Below are 21975 nucleotides of genomic sequence, written 5' to 3'. Positions count from 1 at the left end.
TAGCTCCCACGCGCGGCGCCGAGCGTGGCATACTCAGCAGCGTGAGTTCAGACGTGCGCTACTACTTTTTTTACGGCTCCGGGAGTCCGGCAGCCGTAGGTCACGCCTGAACGAAGACCTGACGACGCCCCGGGCCCCGAAAGCCCCGGGGCGTTTTTCGTTCCGGGACTCCGACGAGGCCCATACCGTGAGAATGGGACCGACAGAGATGACCGCCATGACCGTGGACACCATGAACGAGAACGCATCCAACACCGAAACTCCCGAGGCGCACATTTCCTCGCTACGCTCCCGCATCGACGAGATCGACGAGACGATCCTCCGCTTGTGGCAGGAGCGCGCCGCCCTGTCCCAGGAGGTCGGCAAGACCCGGGTCGCCTCCGGCGGCACCCGCCTCGTCCTCGCCCGGGAGCGCCAGATCCTGGACCGTTTCCGCGCGGAACTCGGCGAGGACGGCGTCCAGCTCGCGCTGCTCATCCTCCGCGCCGGCCGCGGCCCGCTGTAGGGCAAACCGCGGCCGGCTGCGGCGGGCACCGGCTCGACCCGGCATATGATCGGGTGCCGTGACCTTCCCACCCTCAGCCGAGCCGCTCCCCGACGTCCAGCGCGTGCTGTGCGTTCTCGCCCACCCCGACGACGTCGACTTCGGCTCCGCCGGCACCATCGCCCACTGGGTCGAAAAGGGCCTCGAGGTCGCGTACCTGCTGGTCACCCGCGGCGACGCGGGCGGCTTCGACGACACACCCCGCGAGCAGATGCCGATCATCCGCGAGGCCGAGCAGCGCGCGGCCGCGGCCGCGATCGGGGTCAAGCAGGTGGAGTTCCTCAACGGGTACGCGGACGGAACGCTCACCCCGTCGCTGGAGCTTCGCCGGGACATCACGGCGGCGATCCGGCGGTTCCGGCCCGACCGGATCCTGACGAACTCGCCGCTGCGCCGCTGGGAGCGGATCGCCGGGCCGAGCCACCCGGACCACCTCGCGGTGGGCGAGGCGACCACGTGCGCCGTCTACCCGGACTCGCGCAACCCGTTCGCGTTCCCGGAGCTGCTGCGTGACCAGGGTCTGCAGGCCTGGACCGTCCGCGAGGTCTGGTACTCGGCCGGCCCCGACCCGGACCACGTCGTCGACATCACCGACACGTTCGACCGCAAGCTGGCCGCGCTTCAGGCGCACGCCTCGCAGGTCAGCCATCTCGACGGGTTCGGGGAGATGCTGCGGGAGCGGCACGCGACCGTGGCGCGGGCGCACGGCCTCCCGGAGGGCCGCCTCGCCGAGGCGTTCACGATCATCCACACCGAATAGCGCCCCACCTCCCGTGATCCTGAAGGATTCGGGGGGCTAGACCAGGCGGCGGTCGGCCGCCCAGCGCGACAGCTCGTACCGGTTGGACATCTGGAGCTTGCGGAGCACGTTCGACACGTGCGTCTCGACCGTCTTGATCGAGATGTACAGCTCCTTGGCGATCTCCTTGTACGCGTACCCGCGCGCCAACAGCCGCAGCACCTCACGCTCGCGGTTGGTCAGCTGATCCAGCTCGGGGTCGACGAGCTGCGCGTCGGGTCGGGCGGCGAACGCGTCGAGGACGAACCCGGCCAGCCGCGGGCTGAACACGGCGTCGCCGTCGGCCACCCGGCGCACCGCCCCGGCCAGCTCCTCCGGGTCGATCGTCTTGGTCACGTACCCGCGGGCGCCGGCCCGAATCAGGCCGATCACGTCCTCCGCGGCGTCCGAGACCGACAGCGCGAGGAACCGCACCTGCGGGTGGCTCTGGCGCATCGCCTCGAGGACGGCCCGGCCCCCGCCGTCGGGCATGTGCACGTCGAGCAGGACCACGTCGGGCTGCGTACGGCTGATTCCGCTGACGGCGTCCGCCACGCTGCCGGCCTCGCCCACCACGTCGACGTGGACGCCAAGCTCGGCCCGGACCCCGGCCCGGAACATCGCGTGGTCGTCGACCAGGAAGACCTTCAGGCGACCCGATTCACTCACTGACGTTTTCCTTCTCCTCGGCCGGGCTCCACCCAGGAGTCGGCATGAACAGACGTACCTCGGTGCCGCTCCCCGGCTCGCTGCGGATCTCGGCCCGGCCGCCGTGGCGCTGCATCCGCCCGAGGATCGAGCCGCGTACGCCGTGCCGGTCGTCGTCGACCGCCTCCGGGTCGAAGCCGACCCCGCGGTCGCGGACGAACACACTGGCCTGCTCGGGCTCCACCTCGGCGTACAGCGACACCGAGGACACCCCCGCGTGCTTGCCGGCGTTGACGAGCGCCTCGCGGGCGGCAGCCACCAGAGCGCGTACCCGGTCGTCGACGTCTCGATCGCCGACAACGACCACCTCGACCGCGACCGCGTACGTGTCCTCGACCTCGGCGGCGGCCTCTTCCAGCGCGGCGCGCAGCCGCTCGGTCGGCGAGGCGGTCGACTTGTACAGCCAGCCGCGCAGCGTGCGCTCCTGCGCCCGGGCCAGCCGCAGCACGCTCTTGGAGTCTCCGGCGCTGCGCTGGATCAGGGCGAGCGTGTGCAGCACCTGGTCGTGGATCATCGCGGCGACCTCGGCGCGCTCCTGCTCGCGAATGCGGGCCTCCCGCTCCGTGCGCAGCTGGCCGAAGACCCGCCACAGCATGGGTGCCAGCGCCAGACCGGCGCCGGCGAGCGCGAGGCCGCCGAACAGCAGCCCGTTGATCAGCGCCGACAGGTCCGCGCCGGAGACCACGGCGACGGTACCGATGATGCCGGCGGCCACCAGCGCACCGCCGCCGATGAGCCGCAGCATGAGCCCGCGCCGGTCACCTTCGAGGACGACCCCGAGCCACGGGGCCTGCGGGACGGCGGCCGTCCAGCGGTCCCGCCGCTTCGGATCGGCCTGCTGCCAGATCATGCCCACGCCGACCGCCACGATCGCGACGAGCCAGCCGATCACCGACTTCACGCCGCCCATGCCGGACAGCACCTGTACGAGCAGAATGCCGACCCCGAGCGCGAGGAACGGCACCAGTTGGCGGCGGTCGCGGCGGGTGCTGCGTTGACCGGGCGCGAGCGGCAGTACCGCCCAGAACGCCGCGTACAGCAGCGCGCCGAGGCCGCTGAAGCTGGCGAGGACGACGAACACGATGCGCACCAACGTGACGGACGCGTTGAGGTGGGCGGCGATGCCGGCGGCGACCCCGCCCACGACCCGCGCGTCGGTCACCCGGTACAGGCGGCGGGCCGGGGTGGGCGCGGTCATCGGCGACATCCTCACAAAACGCTTGGTAGGGCCTACCGATCGTCACACGTCATAGCGCGCCCTGACCACCAGACCCGCCCCTGACATGCGAATTCAGGGTTGTGTCAGGGTCGATTCCTGAGGTGGCCCGGCGGTTGTGGGCGGCACGATCGTGACATGACCGAGAAGCCTGCCGAGAACGGGCCCGTGGATCCACCCCGTGCCGAGCCGCAGCCGCCGGATGCCGAGCCGCAGCCGTCACGGGACGAGACGGTGCCGCTGCCGGGCGATACGAAGCCGCTGCGTCAAGAGGCCGGGGCCGGCGCGACCGAGCACGACGAGCCCTTCTCTTCTCCCGGTGCGAACCCGCCGGGCGGGTCTCCACCCCCGCCACCGGGCGGCTTCCCGCCGCCGGAGGGGAGCTTCTTCCCCCCGCCCCAGCCCACCGGTGGGGCGTTCGCCACCCGGTACGGGCTGATCCGCCCGCAGCAGGGCCGCTGGTTCGCCGGTGTGGCCGCGGCGATCGGTCGGGCGACGAACACCGACCCGGTCCTGTGGCGGGTCCTGCTGGGTGTCCTGACGCTCTTCGGCGGCGTGGGTCTGCTCGTCTACCTGCTCGGCTGGCTACTCATCCCGGCTGAGGGGGACTCCGCCTCCGCGGCGGAGGCCCTGGTCGGTCGGGGCCGTTCCAGCACCTCCGCGCCACTGACCCTCGGCCTCGCGATCGTCGCCGTGATCATGTTCGCCGTGGCGTTCTCGGGCAACATCCGCAGCGCCCTGCTCGGCTCGGCGGTCATCATCGGCGCCGCCCTCCTGGTGTCCCGCGGCGGCGCCGCCTTCGGCCGCCCGGCGACCCAACCGCCGCAGCCGCCGACGCCGAACTGGCCGCCGCAGTCGGAGTGGCCGACGCAGCCGTTCAGCCCCGTCCCGCCGGGCACGCCGCCGGCGTCGGGCAGCCCCGCTCCGACGGTCATGATGCCCTCGGCCAGTCCGATGCCGCCGGTCGGCCTGGTGCCGCCGCAGGCGCCGCCGGGCGAGCCGTTCGCGCCGCACGGCCCGTACGCCAGCAGCAGCCCGTACGCCAGCAGCAGCCCGTACGCCCAGTCGCTGGGCTACCCGCCACCGCCTCCCCCGCAGTACCCGGGGTTGGTCCAGGCTCCCCCACCGCCGCCGAAGCCGCCGCGGGAGCGGTCGCGGCTGGGCCGGGTGGTCCTGTCGCTGATCTGCCTCGCGCTCGGCGCGCTGGCGGCGCTCGACGTGGCCGGTGCGTCGTTCAACGGCACCGACTACGCCGCCGTCGCGCTGGGCCTCATCGGGCTCGGCCTGGTCGTGGGCGCGTGGCTGGGCCGGGCGCGCTGGCTGATCTTCCCGGGCCTGGTCCTGACGGTCGCGCTCATCGTGACCGCGGCCGTGGACAACGTCAGCGGGGTGCGGATCGGCCCGTGGCCCGTCGACATGGCCGGTGTGCGCGGCAACGTGACGTGGACGCCGGCGAGCCTGTCCGCGCTCGACAGTCGCTACTCCGTCGACGTGGGCAACGGGACGCTCGACCTGTCCAAGCTTGACTTCTCGGGCACCGAGACCGGCTCCTCGGTGGAGGTGAGCGTGGACGTCGGCAACCTGGTCGTCATCCTGCCACCCAACGTCGATGTGGACGTGTCGGCCACGGTCGACGGCGGAAGCGCGGACGTCCTGGGGCAGCGCTGGGACGGCCTCGGTAACGAGACCCGCGAGGTGCGTGACAACGGCGCGGACGGCCCGGGCGGTGGCCAGTTGCGGCTGACCGCGACCGTCTCCCTCGGCAAGCTGGAGGTACACCGATGAAGTCGCATCGCACCGACGGGCTGTCGCTCGCGTTCGGCCTCGTTTTCCTGGCGGCGGTCGGCTGGTGGTTCTTCGGCGGCACGGTCGACGTGGCCCTGCCCCAGCTCGGCTGGCTGCTAGCCGCCGTGCTGATCATCTTCGGCGTGCTGGGCCTGGTCGGGGCCCTACGCTCCGACGCCGGCCGCAAGACGCGCGCGGACAGCGCGACGACACCGGACGAGGACGGTCCGGACGTCTGAGCCGACCGCCGGATACACGGCACCCAGCCGTTCGGACGAATATGCTTGGCCGGCGAACCACGCACCGATCCGCACCCGTCGCGGGTGCGGATCGGTCCGTAACACTTCAGGAGCCGACTTTGACGCAGTTCCCAGCACTTCCCGTGTCCGGCGGGTTCCGGCGCCCGGTGCAGATCGGGCCGCGCGCCGCCCGGGTGCTCGCCGCCGAACTGGCCCGCCACGGCGGCCCCAAGACGGGGTTGCTGGTCGGCGCCGACGCCGGCTCGACGACTCTCGCGGCCGCCATCGACGCACTGCTGCCGGACGACAAGCTCACCGTGGTGGCGCCCGACCAGGACGCCGCTGCCGCGCTCCGCACCCACCTCGCCGGCCAGGGCCGATGGGTGGAGGACCGGGTACAGGTGGCGGAGTCCCTCGACGAGGCCGACCCGGCCGACGTCGTGATCCTGGCCGAGGCGCTGTCGGGCACCGCCGAGGAGACCCGTTCCCGCCTCGATGAGCTGATCAAGGCGATGAACTCGGGCGGCGTGCTGTCCCTGGTCGTGCCGGCCACGACCCTCCCCAACGGTGCGGTCGACGAGATCGAGCGCCAGGCGGCGCTGTACGGGGTCGGCAGCGACCTGGTGCTGCGCAACGTGCCTCCGGTACGCGTACACCGGCTCCGCTACACCGCCGCCGACCAGGCCGTGGTCGAGCGGATCCTCCCGGCGTACCGGCCGTCCAGCGTTTCGCTGACCCGCGGTATGAACATCGACTCCAACGGCATCGCCGCGGCGGGTATCGCGCTCGGCCTGGCGGCGTTGACCAAGGCCGCCCGGCCCAAGTCCAAGCTGTGGATGGTGCCCGCCCTGGCGGCGGCGCCGGTCGCCGCGTTCTTCCGGGACCCGCAGCGCGACACCCCCGACGACCCGAAGGCGGTCGTGGCAGCGAGCGACGGCAAGGTGCTCTCGGTGGAGCGCCTGCGCGACGAGCGATTCGGAGACGGCGAGTTCCTGCGGATCGCCGTCTTCCTGTCCGTGCTGGACGTGCACGTCAACCGCTCGCCGGTCGCCGGCCGGGTGGTCGAGCACTTCGTCGAGGACGGCGGGTATGCGGCCGCCATGAAGGCCGCCGCCGAGCACAACGTGGCGGCGTACACCCTGCTCGACAGCGCGTACGGGCAGGTCGTGGTGGCCCAGCGGACGGGCCTCATCGCGCGGCGCATCGTGCAGCGCGCGCCCGTCGGATCGGTACTGGCCCGCGGCGAGCGGTTCGGGCTGATCCGGTTCGGCTCGCGGACCGACGTCTACCTGCCCGCCGACCGGGCCACCCCCGAGGTCGCCCCCGGTGACCGGGTGGTCGGCGGCGTCACCGTGATCGCCCGCTGGCGGTAACTCTCCCGGAACGTAAAAGAGCGGCCCCCACCAGTTGGTGGGGGCCGCTCTTTTACGTTCCGTGCTAGGCGCGCTGGCGCAGCCACACGAGCGGGCCGCTGACCAGGTACGCCACCACGACGCTGGCGAACGTCAGCCGGTAGTCGATCAAGGCGCTCACCGCCGGCAGGACCAGTAGCCACGGGGGGAGCCGCAGCAGACGGGCGATCTTCGCGTACGGGAAACTCGACACCATCGCCAGGGCGAGCACGGCAACCGCCGCGACCCGCGCCTCCGCCGGGATCGCCGGCTCGATGAGCGTGCCCAGGGCGAGCACGGCGGCGACCATGGTCGTCGGCACCCCGCAGAAGAATCTGCCGTCCTTGGGCGAGACGTTGAACCGGGCGAGCCGGATCGCGGCGCACACGGCGACCATCGCGCAGGCCGGCATCGCTAACCAGGCAGGCGCCGCACCGGCGAGCCAGGCGTACACGACGACGGGCGCCGCGATGCCGAACGAGCACATGTCGGCGAGCGAGTCCATCTGGGCGCCGAACGGGCTCGCGACGCCCAGCTTGCGGGCCAGCGCCCCGTCGAGGCCGTCGAACGCGACGCAGGCGATGAGGCACAGGGCCGCCCACTTCACGCTGACGCCGTTGAGCGCCAGGAAGATGGCCGACATGCCGAGCAGCAGGCTGCTGACGGTGCAGGCGTTGACCGCGAGGAAGCGCAGCCGCCGGGCCAGCGTGGGCTCACCGGGGAGGAGCGGGATCGCCAGTCCGGCAGCTGGGGCGGCGTCGACCGGCGCGGCCTGAGCGACCGGCGCGGTGGACGCTACGGGGCTCGTCGACGTGCGGACAGGGGCTGCCGGCGGCAGGGCGACGGGAGCGCCTGGAACCGCCCTCACACGGCGGCGCAGTCTGACCTGACCTGCCTGTCCGGCTTCGAGGTCGCGGCGCTCGGGCAAGATCAGCGTGGTCGCACCGGACATCGACTCGGTGCGACGCCGGCCGGGACGGCCAACCAGAAGCACCTGCCGGGCCAGTGAGCCGCTGCGACGCAGCCGACCGGCCCATCCACGACCCGCTGGACGCGGGCTGTCCGTCGTACGACGCCGACGCCAAGGGGCTCTCGGCACCAAAAATCCTCCACTGCAAGACGGGTTCCCACCCGCGCGGTTTGCGGCTTACACCATCGCACATGGAAGCGAAGATTGGCGATCCTCAACGCCAGATCTTTCTTCCCTTTTCACCACGGAAAGTGCAAACCGTACAAAGGTTCGTAACGAGGCGTAACTAAATTGGACACTCACTGTAAACCAATCGGGCGACAGACGTCGGTGTCCGGACCCGTTTCTGGCTGCAACACATCTACCGTCGGAAATAATCCCGAATGACAGTTGCGGCAGCCCGCGTCAACCGCACGTTCGGAAGCTCCTCCGGGGTGAACCAGGCCGCGGCAGCCGTCGAACTGCCCGCACCTTCCGTGACGAGCGGCGGCACCGGCTCGTCGACCGCAACCCGGTAGTGCACCCGGACCACGTGCCAGTCGATCGGATAACCCTCCGGCCCCAGCGCTTTCGGGTTGTGACCGCTCGACACGCCCAGCAGCTCCGTGATCCGGCCATGCTGGTTGGCCTCCTCGGCCAACTCCCGCAGCAGCCCCGCCTTCGGCGGCTCGCCGAAGTCCGTACCGCCGCCCGGCAGGTGCCACTCTCCCGCGCCCGGGTACCCGAGCGCGATCTGTGTCAACAACACCCGCTCCTCCGGGTCCGTGACCAGCCCGTACGCACCGAAACGCTGCACCGAACGGGGCGGGAAAGTTCCGCCCGCGACCTCCTGCAACGGTACGGCCTCGGCCGCTTCGGCTGCGAGCCACTCGATGTGGCCCGGCAGATTACCGCCGGCAATCCGGACGTCGAAGAGCAGCCGGTCGTTGTGCGCCTGGTAGCCCGGCGCCCGTACGACGTCGGTGACGGCATCCCGTAGCCCGGTCACCTCGACGGTCAGGCCGGCCGTCTCGGCGAGGGTACGCACCACGGCGTCGACCGGATGCTCACCCTGCGCCACGGCGCCGCCCGGCAGTTGCAGCACCCCCTGTGCGTTCCGGCACATCAGGATCCGCCCGTCATCCCGGCAGACCCCGTACGCGCCGATGCGACGCCGCTGTGTCGTCGTCTCCACGCCGCCGACGCTACCCGCCGATCAGACGAGCCCGGCGTTGCGCAGCGCCTCCACCGTCACCTCGGTCCGGGGCAGTCCGACCAGCTCCGACGGCGTGAACCAGCGCGCCGCGTCCGTCGAGCCACCGACGTCGAGGACCCGCGGCGGCGTCGGCAGCGGCACGTTCACCCGATAGAAGGCGCGGACGCCGTGCCAGTCGATCGGATACCCCTCCGGGCCGAGCGAGGCCGCGTCCCGGTGACTGGCCACGCCCAACAGCTCGACGAGCCGACCCCGCTGCCCGGTCTCCTCCGCCAGCTCCCGCAGCAGCGCCACGCCCGGCTGCTCGCCGTAGTCGGTGCCGCCGCCCGGCAGGTGCCAGTCGCCGCCGCCCGGGTACCCCGCGGCGACCCGTGTCAGCAGCACCCGGCCCTGCGGGTCGGTCGCCACCGCGTACGCGGCGAAGCGCTGGGCGCGGTGCAGCCCGTCGGGGCCGGGCACCGCGTAGAACGAGGGCAGCTCCGGCGGCCCGTCCGGGCGCAGGTCGACCGGGGCCGGCGGCAGGTCCAGGGCCGTCGCGGTGAACGGGCGCAGCGGCAGCGCGGCGGCCTCGTCCAGGGTGAACCAGCGGGCCAGGTCCGTCGGCTGGCCCACCCGGTCGCGCAGCGCGCCACCCCGGATCGTCACCTCGTACAGCAGCCGGTCGGTGTGCAGCACGATGCCCCGGCTGGGCAGGGCCCGCATGTCGGCGAGGACGTCACGTAGCCGGGAAACCGTCACCGACAGTCCCGTCTCGGCGGCAGTCTCCCGTACGACCGTGTGGAACGGGTGCTCCCCGTGGTCGACCGCACCACCAGGCAGCGACCAGGCGCCGGGCGTGCCGGACCGCGGCGATGCCCGTACCAGGAGCGCCCGGCCGGACGAGTCCTGGCAGAGTGCGTACGCCGCGATCTTGCGGAGTGGCTCGAGTGCGGGAGTCACGGCGAAATTCTGTCCGAAATACGTTAAGCACCGGAGTCACTGTCGGATTGCTGACACCCGTTCGGGGGCCGGGACCCAGGGTCGGCATCCGGGACGGACCAGGGTCCATGATCCGGGCGTCACCCGAGGTGGACGAGGGCAGGGAGACCGCATCGTAGAGGCATGACCGAGACCTCGTACCGCAAGCTCTACCGCTCCCTTACCAACCGCACGTTCGCCGGCGTCTGCGGCGGCATCGCCGAGTACTCGAACATGGACCCGACCATCGTCCGGGTGCTGTTCGTCATCCTCGCGTTCTTCACCGGTGGCGGCGCGCTCCTGGCGTACCCGATCCTCTGGGCGATCATGCCCGAACCGCCACTGCAGCCCGCGCCCGCGAGCTGGACTCCAACGGCGCCGACCGCCCAGATGTGAGAGAAGGGCACCGTGCGGCACGGTGCCCTTCCTTACGCCCAGCGCGGGGTCACTCCCACTCGATGGTGCCCGGGGGCTTGCTGGTGACGTCGAGGACGACCCGGTTGACCTCGGGCACCTCGTTGGTGATCCGCGTCGAGATCCGGGCGATGACGTCGTAGGGCAGCCGCGACCAGTCAGCCGTCATGGCGTCCTCGCTCGACACCGGGCGCAGCACGATGGGGTGCCCGTACGTACGTCCGTCGCCCTGGACGCCCACGCTGCGCACGTCGGCGAGCAGGACCACCGGAACCTGCCAGATCTCCCGGTCCAGTCCGGCGGCGGTCAGCTCCTCGCGGGCGATCTTGTCGGCGGCGCGCAGCACGTCGAGGCGGTCGCGGGTGACCTCACCGATGATCCGGATCGACAGCCCGGGGCCGGGGAACGGGTGGCGCTGGACGATCTCCGCGGGCAGGCCGAGGGCCGCGCCGATCGCCCGTACCTCGTCCTTGAACAGGGTGCGCAGCGGCTCGATGAGCGTGAACTTCAGGTCCTCGGGCAGGCCGCCGACGTTGTGGTGCGACTTGATGTTGGCGGTGCCGGTGCCGCCGCCGGACTCCACGACGTCCGGGTACAGGGTGCCCTGCACCAGGAACTCGACATCGTTTTCGGCGGCGACCTCGCGCGCGGCCTGCTCGAACACGCGGATGAACTCGCGACCCACGATCTTGCGCTTCTGCTCCGGGTCGGTGACCCCGGCGAGCGCGTTCAGGAACCGGTCGGCCGCGTCGACCACCTTGAGCTTGATGCCCGTGGCGGCCACGTAGTCCTGCTCGACCTGCTCGGCCTCGCCCGCCCGCAGCAGCCCGTGGTCGACGAAGACGCAGGTGAGCTGGTCGCCGACCGCGCGCTGGACCAGCGCGGCGGCCACGGCCGAGTCAACCCCGCCGGAGAGGCCGCAGATCACCTGCTTGTCACCGACCTGCTCGCGGATGGCGCGGACCTGCTCGTCGATGATCTCGTCGTTGGTCCAGGTCGGCTCGACTCCCGCGATGTCGGCGAGGAAGCGGCGCAGGATCTCCTGGCCGTGCGGGGTATGGGCGACCTCGGGGTGGAACTGCACCCCGGCGAGGCGCTTCTCCGGGTTCTCGAACGCGGCCACCTTCGCGCCGGGCGACGCGGCCGTGACGTTGAACCCGGGCGGCGCGGCCGAGACGCTGTCGCCGTGGCTCATCCACACCGACTGCTCGGCGGGCAGGCCCTCCAAGAGGACGCCGGGCCGATCGGCGATGTTGAGCGGTGTGCCGCCGAACTCCCGCAGGCCGGTGTGAGCGACCTCACCACCGAGCGCCCGGGCCATCGCCTGGAAGCCGTAGCAGATGCCGAACACGGGTACGCCGGCGTCGAACAGGGCCGGGTCGACCTGGGGCGCGCCCTCCTCGTACACGCTGGACGGCCCACCCGAGAGGATGATCGCGGCCGGTTCGCGGGCGAGCATCTGCTCCACCGGCATCGAGTGCGGGACCAACTCCGAGTAGACGTTGGCCTCGCGGACGCGGCGGGCGATCAGCTGCGCGTACTGGGCTCCGAAATCGACGACGAGAACCGGGGGCGGCGTGCTCATGCGCCGAGCCTATCCGGCTGCGGCCGCCTCCTGCCGCCGGTCCCATGCCATGACCAGGAAGAGCCGAGATCACCGTGGACGCCGAACCCTCCCTGATCACGGCGGAGGGGTGGGGGCGGAAGCCTAATCTGGCGGCGACACGGGCGGGGACGGGGCGGCAGGCGGGGACGGCGAAGCTGCCGCAGCGGGCGGACCAGGCGGTGCCGGTGGAGGCGCGGGGGAAGCCGGGGCGCCGCTGTCGACCGGCGCGAGGTCCACGACCCGATCGCTCGGGTACGCCTCTTCGTCGTGAACGGCCAGGTCACCGGTTTCGAGGGCCGGGTCGGGCAGCCGCAGCGGAACCACCGTCCCGATCGCCTTGAGAATTCCCACGGTGAGCGCCGCGTCCCACGCGATGACCGTCAGCGCGGCGCCCGCCTGCAGCGCCAGTTGCCGGGGATGGCCGTACAGCAGCCCGGAGGCGCTGAACCCGACGGAACCGTCCGGCTTCAGGTACACAGCCATCGCCGGATCGGCCAGCAGGCCGACCAGCAGGCCACCCGTCAGGCCCGCGACACCATGCGTGTGGAACACGCCGAGCGTGTCGTCGACCCGGCGGAACAGCGCCAGCCGGGAGAACCTGTTCCAGGACAGCCACACCACGATCGACGCGACGACGCCGATCAGCAGGGCGCCCCAGCCGCTGACGAAGCCCGCCGCCGGGGTAATCGCGACCAGGCCGGCGATCATGCCGTTGACGGCACCGAGGAAGGTGGGCTTGCGCTGCGGACCGGCCGACATGTCCAGCACCAGCCAGATCAGCAGCGCCACGGCGGCGGCGAGGTTGGTGTTGAGCACCGCTACGGCCGCGTTCGCGCCGCTGAAGTACATGTCGCCGCCGTTGAAGCCGTTCCAGCCCAGCCAGAGGATGCCGGCGCCGGCGGCCACCATCGGCAGGTTGTTCGGCAGCGGTCGGGCCCGGTCGCGCGCCAGGCGCGGGCCGATGACGGCGGCCGCGGTGAAGCCGGTCGTACCGGCGGCCAGGTGGATCACGTAGCCGCCGCTGTAGTCCAGCGCGCCCGCGTGCGCCCACCAGCCGCCACCCCACAACAGGAAGGCGTTGACCGCGTACACCAGAGCAGACCACAGCGGCACGAAGAGCAGCCAGGCCTTGAAGCTCATCCGGCCGATCACCGAGCCCAGGAACAGCAGCGGAGTGATCGCCGCGAACGCGAAGTGGAAGTAGGCCAGCGTGGACTTCGGGTACCGGAACTCGGGCATCGAGCCGTCGACGAGTGGAATGTGGGCTTTGCCTTGCAGCGACCCGGGATCGAGGATCGGATGCGGCGTTCCGACGAAGCTGCCGAGGATGCCGGGGCCGAGACGCAGCGGCTCACCGAACGCCATGCTGAACTCGTAGAGCACCCAGGCGACGAGAACCAGCGCGAACCCGGTGAACGCCATGAGCATGGTGTTCACCGCCCACTTGCGCTGCGCCAGTCCCCCGTACAGGAGCGCGAGGCCGGGGATGCTCATCAGGCCGACGAGCGTGGCTGCGATCAACTGCCACGCGTTGTCGCCCGGGTTCAGCCAACCGGGATAGGGGTCCACCGCTCCCCCCAGGGGTGGGGCTCCCCTACAGCCTCACTTTGGGGGATTTCAAGCGAATTTCTCGCCGGTTACCCCCGCGAAACCTCTAACGCGGCAGCAGGCGCAGCGCGGCCGGAGCGGTCGCCGGAACGGCCGGACTCCGGGGAGCGACGGGCTCGACCCGCTCGTACGGCGACCCGAGGGGCGGCCGCGGATCGGCCTCGCCCTTGTTGGGCCACATCGACATCGCCCGCTCGGCCTGCGCGGTGATCGTCAGCGACGGGTTCACGCCGAGGTTGGCACTCACCGCCGCCCCATCCACGACGTGCAGGCCGGGATGGCCGAAGACGCGATGGTACGGGTCGACCACACCCTTCGACGCGTCGGCACCGATCGGAGCACCACCCAGGATGTGCGCGGTCATCGGGATGTTGAACACCTCGCCCCAGGAGCCGCCCGGCACACCGTCGATCTCCTCAGCGAGCAGCCTGACCGCCTGGTTGCCGGCCGGGACCCAGGTCGGGTTGGGCGCGCCGTGGCCCTGGGTGGTGGTCAGGCGCTTACGGCCCAGCCAACCACGCCTGTAGTGGGTCTGCAGCGAGTTGTCCAGCGACTGCATGACCAGAGCGATGACCGTACGCTCCGACCACCTGCGTACCGACAGCACGCGCAGGTGCTTCCACGGCTGCGAGAAGAACACGCCCCACCAGCGCAACATCCGGCGCGGTCCGCCGTCGGTGAGCACCGTCTGCAGCAGGCCCATCGCGTTGGAGCCCTTGCCGTAGCGGACGGGCTCGATGTGGGTGTTCGCGTCGGGGTGGAACGAACTGGTGATCGCCACACCGTCGGTGTAGTCGGCGTCCTTGTTGAATGTGCGCGCCCCGAGGATGGCCTCCGAGTTGGTACGCGTCAACGCGCCGAGCCGGCCGGACAGCGCCGGCAGCGCGCCGGCCGCCTTCGAGCGGTGCAGTACCCGCTGGGTGCCGAGCGAGCCGGCCGCGAAGATCACCTGGTCGGCCTCGAAGGTATGGCGTTTCCACGTCCGCCCGGTGCGGTGCGCCTCCACGACATAGCCGCCTTGCGCACCTGGGCGCACGATGTCGACGGTCGTGAGCGGGCGGACCTCCGCACCGCCCTGCTCCGCCAGGTACAGGTAGTTCTTGACCAGGGTGTTCTTGGCGTTGAACCGGCAGCCGGTCATGCAGGCGCCGCAGTGGTGGCAGGCGTTACGGACCGGCCCGGCGCCGCCGAAGAACGGGTCCACCCCGGGCTGCCCCAAGTAGACGCCGACCGGAGTGGGATGGAATGTGTCCTCGACCCCCATGCGGGCGGCCACCCGCTTCATCGCTTCGTCGGCGCGCGTCATGCGGTTGTACGTGACCACGCCGAGCATCCGTTCGGCCTGGTCGTAGTGGGGTGCCAACTCCTGCTCCCAGTCCGTGACGCCGACCCACTGGGGGTCGGCGTAGAACGGCTTGAGCGGGCGGTACAGCGTGTTGGCGTAGACCAGCGAGCCGCCACCGACTCCGGCCCCGGACAGGACAAGCACGTCCCGCAGCAGGTTGATGCGCTGGATTCCGTAGCAGCCGAGCGCCGGGGCCCAGAGGAACTTGCGCGAGCGCCACGACGTCTTCGGGAAGTCGGAGTCGGCGAAGCGCCGGCCGGCCTCCAGGACGGCGACCTTGTATCCCTTTTCGACCAGGCGCAGCGCAGCGACGCTGCCCCCGAATCCAGAGCCGATGATCACTACGTCGTAACGCATGGCCAATAGTTACTCACGAGTCACATTTATGGAAGACCCCTGCCGCCAGTACATCAAGTAGGCACGCAAGACGGGGGCGCGGATACCGACAGTACCGGTATCCGCGCCCCCGTCTTCGTTTCCGACTAGTTGTCGAGGACCAGGCCGACCTTCTGGAACTCCTTGAGGTCGCGGTACCCACACTTGGCCATCGCCCGGCGCAGCCCACCGAAGAGGTTGAGCACGCCCTCGGGGTCGTCGGACGGGCCGAACAGCACCTTCTCCAGGCTCCCCATCGGCTCCTCGGCGGCGCCGAACGAGCCGCGCGGCAGCTTCGGGTGGCTCGCCCCCGACACCCACCAGGCGCCGCCGGCCGGCGCGTTCTCGGAGCGCGTCAGCGGCTCACCGAGCATCACGGCGTCGGCGCCGCAGCCGAGGGCCTTAGCGATGTCACCGGAGGTCTGCAGGTCACCGTCGGCGATGATGTGCACGTAGCGGCCGCCGGTCTCGTCCAGGTAGTCCCGGCGCGCTGCCGCCGCGTCCGCGATGGCGGTCGCCATCGGCACCCTGATCCCCAGCACCCGGTCGGTGGTCGCCCACTCGTCCCCACCGATGCCGACGATGACACCGGCGGCGCCGGTCCGCATGAGGTGCAGCGCGGTCTGGTAGTTGGTGCACCCACCGACGACGACCGGCAGGTCGAGGTCGGCGATGAACTCCTTGAGGTTGAGCGGCTCGTCGGTGGTCGACACGTGCTCGGCCGACACCAGGGTGCCCTGGATGACCAGGATGTCGACCCCGGCGTCGAGGATCACCGGGGCGAGCGCGAGCGTGTGCTGCGGCGACACGCGTACCGCCACGGTCACGCCGCCGTCGCGGATCTGCTTGACCCGCTCGACGATCAGCTCCGGCTTGATCGGCTCCGCGTACACCTGCTGCAGGCGCCGCGTCGTGTTCGCGTCATCGGTGAGGCCGGCCAGCTCCTCGAGTACCGGGGTGGGATCTTCGTACCGGCACCACAACCCCTCCACGTTGAGCACACCCAGGCCGCCGAGGCGGCCCAGCGCGATCGTCGTGGCCGGGCTCATCGTCGCGTCGGACGGGTGCGCCACGCACGGGATCTTGAACTGGTACGCGTCGAGCTGCCACGACGTCGACACGTCGTCGACGTCGCGGGTGCGCCGAGTGGGCACGAGGGCAATGTCGTCGAGGTGATACCCCCGCTGTGCGGTCTTGCCCAGACCGATCTCGACCGAGTCACGCACTGTGGACTCCAAATTAGTTACAAGTAGTTCAGCGGGAATGGTAGTTGGGAGCCTCGACGGTCATCTGGATGTCGTGCGGGTGGCTCTCCTTGAGACCTGCCGCGGTGATCCGGATGAGCTCGCCCCGCTCGTGCATCTGGGGGATGGTGGCGGCGCCCACGTAGCCCATGGCGGCGCGCAGGCCGCCGACGAGCTGCTGGGAGACCGCCTGCAGCGGGCCGCGGTAGGGTACCTGGCCCTCGATGCCCTCCGGTACGAGCTTGTCGTCGGAGAGCACGTCGTCCTGGAAGTAGCGGTCCTTGGAGTACGACCTCGCCTGGCCGCGCGACTGCATCGCGCCCAGCGAGCCCATGCCCCGGTAGGACTTGTACTGCTTGCCGTTGATGAAGATCAGGTCGCCGGGGCTCTCCTCGCAGCCCGCCAGCAGGCTGCCGAGCATGACCGAGCTGGCGCCCGCGACGATCGCCTTCGCGATGTCACCGGAGTACTGCATACCGCCGTCGCCGATGACCGGCACGCCGAGCGGCCGGCAGGCGCGCGCCGCCTCCATGATCGCGGTGACCTGCGGGACGCCGACGCCGGCGATGACTCGCGTCGTGCAGATCGAGCCGGGCCCGACGCCGACCTTCACCGCGTCCGCACCGGCCCCGGCCAGGGCCTTGGCCCCGGCGTACGTGGCCACGTTGCCGCCGACGATGTCGACGCCGGGCGCCTCGCGCTTGAGGCGCGCAACCATCTCGAGCACCTGGCGGTTGTGACCGTGCGCGGTGTCGACCATGAGGACGTCGACGCACGCGTCGATCAGGGTGCGGGCGCGCTTGTACGACTCCTCGCCGACCCCGACCGCCGCGGCGACCCGCAGCCGGCCCGCGTTGTCCTTGGTCGCGTTCGGGAACTGTTCGCTCTTGGCGAAGTCCTTGACCGTGATGAGGCCGCGCAGCTTGCCGGCCTCGTCGACGATCGGCAGCTTCTCGACCTTGTGCTGGCGCAGCAGCCCGAGAGCGGTCTCCTTGTCGACCCCGACCGGGGCGGTGACGAGCGGCATCTTGGTCATGACATCGCGGACGAGCGCGGTCTTGTCGGTGACGAAGCGCATATCGCGGTTGGTGACGATGCCGACCAGCGCGCCATCGGCGTCGGTCACCGGCGCGCCGGAGATGCGGTAACGCCCGCACAGCGCGTCGACATCGGCCAGCGTGTCGTCGGGCGAGCAGGTGATGGGGTTGGTGACCATGCCGGCTTCGGAGCGTTTGACGAGGTCAACCTGCTGCGCCTGGTCCTCGATGGAGAGGTTGCGGTGCAGCACACCGATGCCACCCTGGCGCGCCATGGCGATCGCCATGCGGGCCTCGGTGACGGTGTCCATGGCGCTGGAGACCAGCGGCATGTGCAGCCGGACGTTGCGCGTCAGCTGCGTCGAGGTGTCGACCGTGCTGGGCACGACATCGGACTCGGCGGGAAGCAGGAGGACGTCATCGAAGGTCAACCCGAGCGGCAACGAACGGCTGTCTAGATCCATGAAGTGATTTCCCAGCTCTTTAGTCGGCGGGCGGGTGCATTTATCGTACCCACCAGCGCGCCGGGCCCTGGCCGGTATGTGGGCGGTAGGCGTGAGCGCGACACGAGCCGATACCGCGAACCGGTGTCGGGGCCGGCACACGGCCCTGTTCGGGGCTACGGTGAAAGGGTGCAGGACGAGCCCATCGACCCGTTCGCCGGGGACCCAGGTGACCCGAGCGCTGATCTCGACGCGACCGACGACGCCGGCGAGCCGCTGACCGATGCGGAACGGCAGGACGTGCTGGAGGACCTCGCGGATCTTGAGATCTACCAGGCGCTGCTCACCCCCATCGGTATCCGCGGGCTCGTGATCGAGTGTGAGGACTGCCACGAGCCCCACTACTTCGACTGGGACCTGCTGCGCTCCAACCTCCGCCACCTGCTGACGTCGGGTCGGCCCCGGGTGCACGAGCCGGCCTACGACCCGGACCCGGATCACTACGTCACGTGGGAGTACGCGCGGGGATACGCGGACGGCGTGCACGACGCGCTGGCCGACGCCACCGACGACGGCGAGCGCTGAAGGCGGTCACGGCGCTTGCCCAGTCCGTGGTGATGGCGCTCCCCCAGGCCGCGGCGACGGCGCCTCCCCGCGCCGTTTAACGCCAGTGACCGCGGGGTACCGCCCCCGCATGTCTGGACCGGTCAGCTCACCAGGCCAGCGCGGAACGCCGACGCCACAGCGTGCGCACGGTCACGCGCGCCCAGCTTGCGGAACAGCCGCCGGGCATGGGTCTTGACCGTGTCCTCGGAGACGTACAGATCACGGCCGATCTCAGCGTTGCTCTTGCCGTCCGCCATACCCCGCAGGACCTGTAGCTCGCGCTCGGTCAGCTCGACGCGTCGACGGGGAGGCTCGGTCGCGACATCCGCGCGCTGGTGCGGCAGGGCGACGCTCGTACCGGACCGCATCGACGACCCGGCGGCCACGGCCCGCCCGACGCCCGACGCGGTCGCGTACCCGGGACCCCCGCTGGTCACGCTCGCCCGGTCCCCGGCTCCGGTTCCGTTCACGGCCATCGGCCGCTGGCCGACAGCGGGCTGCGTGAGGAGCAACAGCACCGCCTTCGTGACGAGCGTCACAGCATCGGTGTGGTCGGCTCGGATCACGCCGCGGGCGCCGGCCGCGATCGCCGCCGCCGCGTTGCGCGGCTCCTCCACGCCGAAGAAGACGATCGTGGCGCCCGGTGAGGCCAACAGCGCCCGCCGGGTGAAGTCGGCGCTGTCCGGGCGGGCCACCGCGGTGTCGACCAGCACCAGTTCGGCGGGCTCAGCAGCGAGCTGGGACACGGCCTCGGTCGCGGTCAGCGCGGTTCGCACGGCCGAGCCGATGCCGAGCCGAGTCGCCGAAGCCCCGATCGCCTGGGCCGCCAGCGGTGTCTTCACACAGACCAGAACCGTACGCAACGCGTCTCCCCTCTCCGTTGAGGGGACTACAGATCTGGGCAAAACTGTTCAGCTTTCCTCGGAATCGCCCCTCGCCGGTACAACGCAAGCGGACAGCAGAACGCAACGGGTGGTTTGCGAGCAGCGTTTTTGGCAAGTCATCTCAACCGCACGTACGGAAGGAGGGTGCGCATGACGAACGTCGCTCGGCTGCCCGGTCCCATCGCCGACATATGGGATTGGCAGCGCATGGGACTGTGCCGGGGCCGGGACAGCGCCCAGTTCTTCCACCCCGACGGTGAGCGGGGTGCATCCCGGGGGCGCCGGGAGGCCGCCGCGAAGCAGCTGTGCCGCAGTTGCCCGGTACGCGCAGAGTGTGCCGCGCACGCTCTGGCGACCCGCGAGCCGTACGGCGTTTGGGGTGGCTTCACCGAGGCGGAGCGGCTCAGGCTGCTCGCCACGGGGTGGGAGGACGCGGCTGACCGGCAACAGTCTCGGGTCGACGTAGGCCGGCTGGAGGCCCGCCTGGGCTTAAGACCACCGGCTCCGCGCTCGGTCACGCCGGTCGCACCGCCGACCCGGCGGCCGATCAACAGCCGCGGTCACGGGTCGGCGCGTGAGCAGGTCCCGGGGCACAGTCAGCCACCGGGACGTGGTCAGGCGCCGGGACATGACCGGGCACCGGGGAGCGGACCGGCGCCGGGTCACGGCCCGGCCCCTGGGCGAAGGCAGGTGCCGGTCACCCGCCAGCCCGCACCGGTACCGCCGGCGCAACGCCCGGCACCCGCGGCCGCTGCCGCCGCCGGACCGAGCAACGCTGCGGCGATACTCGCGCAGCAGGGCGCCCTTGCGGGACCGCGTACGGGGCTCGTACCCAGAACCGCGATCCCCCACTGACTCCGGCCGATCAACCTGGCCGAACACGACTCCGGCCGGCCCACCCCGAGGGGGTGGGCCGGCCGGAGTCATGTGTACCGGTCAGAAACCGGGGCCGTGCTGGTGTCCGTGACCGTGGCCGTGGCCGGCGGCCGCCGGCTCGGGCGCGGTCGGCTTCTCGACGATCAGGCTCTCGGTCGTCAGCAGCAGGCCCGCGATCGACGAGGCGTTGGCGACCGCGCTACGCGTGACCTTCACCGGGTCGACGATGCCGGCCTTGACCAGATCGACGTACTCGCCGGTGGCGGCGTTGAAGCCGGTCCCCCAGTTCGCCTCGCGCACCCGCTCGACGACGACGTACCCGTCGAACCCGGCGTTCTGGGCGATCCACCGCAGCGGCTCGACGAGAGCGCGGCGCACGATCTGCACGCCCGCCGCCTCGTCGCCGGCCCGGTCGAGGTTGGCGCCCAGTACGCCCAGGACCTGAACGAGCGCGGCGCCACCACCGGGGACGATGCCCTCCTCCACGGCGGCCTTGGTCGCCGAGATCGCATCCTCGATGCGGTGCTTGCGCTCCTTCATCTCGACCTCGGTGGCCGCGCCGACCTTGATGACGGCGACGCCACCGGCGAGCTTCGCGAGCCGCTCGTTGAGCTTCTCCCGGTCCCAGTCGGAGTCGCTGGCCTCGATCTCCTTGCGGATCTGCTCGACCCGCGCCTGGATGTCAGCCTCGCTGCCCGCGCCGTCGACGATCGTCGTGTTGTTGTTCGTCACGACGACGCGACGGGCCTGGCCGAGCTGCTCGAGGCCGATGGCGTCGAGCTTGTAGCCGAGCTCGGGCGCGACCAGCTCACCGCCGGTGAGGATCGCGATGTCCTGGAGCATGGCCTTGCGGCGGTCGCCGAACGCCGGCGCCTTGACCGCGACCACCTTCAGGGTCTTGCGGATGGAGTTCACGACCAGGGTCGACAGCGCCTGGCCCTCGACGTCCTCAGCGATGATCAGCAGCGGCTTGCTGGACTGCACGACCTTCTCGAGCAGCGGCAGCAGCTCTTCGATCGCGCTGATCTTCTGCGTCGTGATCAGGATGTACGGGTCGTCGAGGACGGCCTCGCCGGCTTCCGGGTCCGTCTGGAAGTACGGCGAGATGTAGCCCTTGTCGAACTGCATGCCCTCGGTGACCTCGAGCTCGGTCGCGAGGGTCGAGCCCTCCTCGACCGTGATGACACCGGTACGGCCGACCTTCTCCATGGCCTCGGCGATCAGGTCACCGATCGTCGGGTCCTGCGCGGAGATCGTCGCCACCTGGGCGATCTCGTCCCGGCTCGCCACGTCGGTGGCCTTGCCGCGCAGCGCCTCGGCGACGGCCCCGGCCGCTGCGTCGACGCCCCGCTTGAGGGCGATCGGGTTGACGCCGGAGGCGACCGCACGAAGGCCCTCGCGGACCATCGCCTGAGCGAGGACGGTCGCCGTGGTGGTGCCGTCGCCAGCGACGTCGTTGGTCTTGGAGGCGACCTCCTTGACCAACTGCGCGCCCAGGTTCTCGTACGGGTTGGCGAGCTCGATCTCCTTGGCGATCGTCACGCCGTCGTTGGTGATGGTGGGTGAACCGAACTTCTGCTCGAGGACGACGTTGCGACCCTTCGGGCCGAGCGTGACCTTGACCGTGTCGGCCAGCGCGTTGACGCCGTGCTCGAGGCGGTGGCGGGCGTCGTCCGCGAAGCTCAGGATCTTCGCCATGTGGAGTTCCCTTCACGAGCCACCGCCCCGGAACCGACGCAGCATGCGCACCGGCC

Annotated in this window: 19 protein-coding genes and 1 pseudogene; 8 read left to right on the top strand and 12 right to left on the bottom strand. The window is 71.0% G+C overall.

From position 1 onward, the window contains the following. Nucleotides 1-208: 208 nt before the first annotated feature. The gene (locus HC028_RS10020) at nt 209-505 is read left to right on the top strand and encodes a chorismate mutase (protein WP_373313848.1); all 297 of its coding nucleotides are present in this window, start codon (nt 209-211) and stop codon (nt 503-505) included. Nucleotides 506-563: 58 nt separating this feature from the next. After that, nucleotides 564-1304 (top strand): PIG-L deacetylase family protein, encoded by a 741-nt coding sequence (locus HC028_RS10015; RefSeq protein WP_168075623.1) that lies wholly within the window; start codon nt 564-566, stop codon nt 1302-1304. A 36-nt stretch (nt 1305-1340) separates the two neighbouring features. Here HC028_RS10015 and HC028_RS10010 read toward each other — a convergent pair whose 3' ends face one another. Together HC028_RS10010 and HC028_RS10005 are read right to left on the bottom strand one after the other, a co-directional pair. Next, nucleotides 1341-2027 (bottom strand): response regulator, encoded by a 687-nt coding sequence (locus tag HC028_RS10010; RefSeq protein ID WP_168075942.1) that lies wholly within the window; start codon nt 2025-2027, stop codon nt 1341-1343. After that, complete coding sequence (locus tag HC028_RS10005; protein WP_168075621.1) at nt 1984-3228, bottom strand: ATP-binding protein; 1245 nt, start codon at nt 3226-3228, stop codon at nt 1984-1986. Before HC028_RS10005 ends, HC028_RS10010 begins: the two co-directional genes overlap by 44 nt. Nucleotides 3229-3384: 156 nt before the next feature. On the opposite strand from HC028_RS10005, the gene HC028_RS10000 reads away from it, so the two are divergent. From HC028_RS10000 to HC028_RS09990, 3 genes are all read left to right on the top strand, one after another. Then, complete coding sequence (locus HC028_RS10000; protein ID WP_168075619.1) at nt 3385-5031, top strand: PspC domain-containing protein; 1647 nt, start codon at nt 3385-3387, stop codon at nt 5029-5031. Then, entirely contained in the window at nt 5028-5270 is a 243-nt protein-coding gene (locus tag HC028_RS09995) for a hypothetical protein (RefSeq protein ID WP_168075617.1), read from the top strand. Before HC028_RS10000 ends, HC028_RS09995 begins: the two co-directional genes overlap by 4 nt. A 119-nt stretch (nt 5271-5389) precedes the next feature. Next, nucleotides 5390-6643 (top strand): phosphatidylserine decarboxylase, encoded by a 1254-nt coding sequence (locus HC028_RS09990; protein WP_168075615.1) that lies wholly within the window; start codon nt 5390-5392, stop codon nt 6641-6643. A 64-nt stretch (nt 6644-6707) separates the two neighbouring features. Here the strand turns inward: HC028_RS09990 and HC028_RS09985 are convergent, their stop codons facing one another. The 3 genes from HC028_RS09985 to HC028_RS09975 all read right to left on the bottom strand — a co-directional run bounded on the left by HC028_RS09985 (nt 6708) and on the right by HC028_RS09975 (nt 9765). Next, the gene (locus HC028_RS09985) at nt 6708-7685 is read right to left on the bottom strand and encodes a CDP-alcohol phosphatidyltransferase family protein (RefSeq protein ID WP_168075940.1); all 978 of its coding nucleotides are present in this window, start codon (nt 7683-7685) and stop codon (nt 6708-6710) included. A 307-nt stretch (nt 7686-7992) separates the two neighbouring features. Continuing rightward, nucleotides 7993-8805, bottom strand: a complete 813-nt coding sequence (locus HC028_RS09980) for an NUDIX domain-containing protein (protein ID WP_275408222.1) — start codon at nt 8803-8805, stop codon at nt 7993-7995. A gap of 21 nt (nt 8806-8826) precedes the next feature. After that, nucleotides 8827-9765, bottom strand: a complete 939-nt coding sequence (locus HC028_RS09975; protein WP_168075613.1) for an NUDIX domain-containing protein — start codon at nt 9763-9765, stop codon at nt 8827-8829. A 162-nt stretch (nt 9766-9927) separates the two neighbouring features. Between HC028_RS09975 and HC028_RS09970 the strand changes: the two genes are divergently transcribed. Then, nucleotides 9928-10179, top strand: coding sequence for a PspC domain-containing protein (locus HC028_RS09970; RefSeq protein WP_168075611.1), 252 nt, complete (start codon nt 9928-9930; stop codon nt 10177-10179). A gap of 49 nt (nt 10180-10228) precedes the next feature. Here HC028_RS09970 and guaA read toward each other — a convergent pair whose 3' ends face one another. The 5 genes from guaA to guaB all read right to left on the bottom strand — a co-directional run bounded on the left by guaA (nt 10229) and on the right by guaB (nt 17876). Further along, nucleotides 10229-11782: a glutamine-hydrolyzing GMP synthase gene (gene guaA / locus HC028_RS09965; protein ID WP_168075609.1), complete on the bottom strand. Its 1554-nt coding sequence runs from the start codon at nt 11780-11782 to the stop codon at nt 10229-10231. Nucleotides 11783-11905: 123 nt separating this feature from the next. Next, nucleotides 11906-13372 (bottom strand): ammonium transporter, encoded by a 1467-nt coding sequence (locus tag HC028_RS09960; RefSeq protein ID WP_168075606.1) that lies wholly within the window; start codon nt 13370-13372, stop codon nt 11906-11908. Between the two features lie 85 nt (nt 13373-13457). Continuing rightward, a complete protein-coding gene (locus HC028_RS09955; protein WP_168075604.1) occupies nt 13458-15113 on the bottom strand; it encodes an FAD-dependent oxidoreductase in 1656 nt (551 codons plus the stop codon). Between the two features lie 125 nt (nt 15114-15238). Further along, complete coding sequence (locus HC028_RS09950) at nt 15239-16357, bottom strand: GuaB3 family IMP dehydrogenase-related protein (protein WP_168075602.1); 1119 nt, start codon at nt 16355-16357, stop codon at nt 15239-15241. 28 nt (nt 16358-16385) lie between these two features. After that, entirely contained in the window at nt 16386-17876 is a 1491-nt protein-coding gene (guaB, locus tag HC028_RS09945; RefSeq protein WP_168075600.1) for an IMP dehydrogenase, read from the bottom strand. 168 nt (nt 17877-18044) lie between these two features. On the opposite strand from guaB, the gene HC028_RS09940 reads away from it, so the two are divergent. Continuing rightward, a complete protein-coding gene (locus HC028_RS09940) occupies nt 18045-18440 on the top strand; it encodes a DUF5319 domain-containing protein (protein WP_168075598.1) in 396 nt (131 codons plus the stop codon). Nucleotides 18441-18562: 122 nt separating this feature from the next. Here HC028_RS09940 and HC028_RS09935 read toward each other — a convergent pair whose 3' ends face one another. Continuing rightward, nucleotides 18563-19324, bottom strand: a complete 762-nt coding sequence (locus HC028_RS09935) for a helix-turn-helix transcriptional regulator (protein ID WP_168075596.1) — start codon at nt 19322-19324, stop codon at nt 18563-18565. A 171-nt stretch (nt 19325-19495) separates the two neighbouring features. Between HC028_RS09935 and HC028_RS09930 the strand changes: the two are divergent. Continuing rightward, nucleotides 19496-19834, top strand: a pseudogene (locus HC028_RS09930) (WhiB family transcriptional regulator); the annotation flags it as partial. 447 nt (nt 19835-20281) lie between these two features. Here HC028_RS09930 and groL read toward each other — a convergent pair. Then, nucleotides 20282-21919: a chaperonin GroEL gene (gene groL / locus HC028_RS09925; protein ID WP_168075594.1), complete on the bottom strand. Its 1638-nt coding sequence runs from the start codon at nt 21917-21919 to the stop codon at nt 20282-20284. Nucleotides 21920-21975: the final 56 nt, after the last annotated feature.

It is taken from the genome of Planosporangium flavigriseum (genome assembly GCF_011947225.1).
Lineage (GTDB): Bacteria > Actinomycetota > Actinomycetes > Mycobacteriales > Micromonosporaceae > Planosporangium > Planosporangium flavigriseum.
This window is presented reverse-complemented; position numbering and strand designations above follow the sequence as displayed.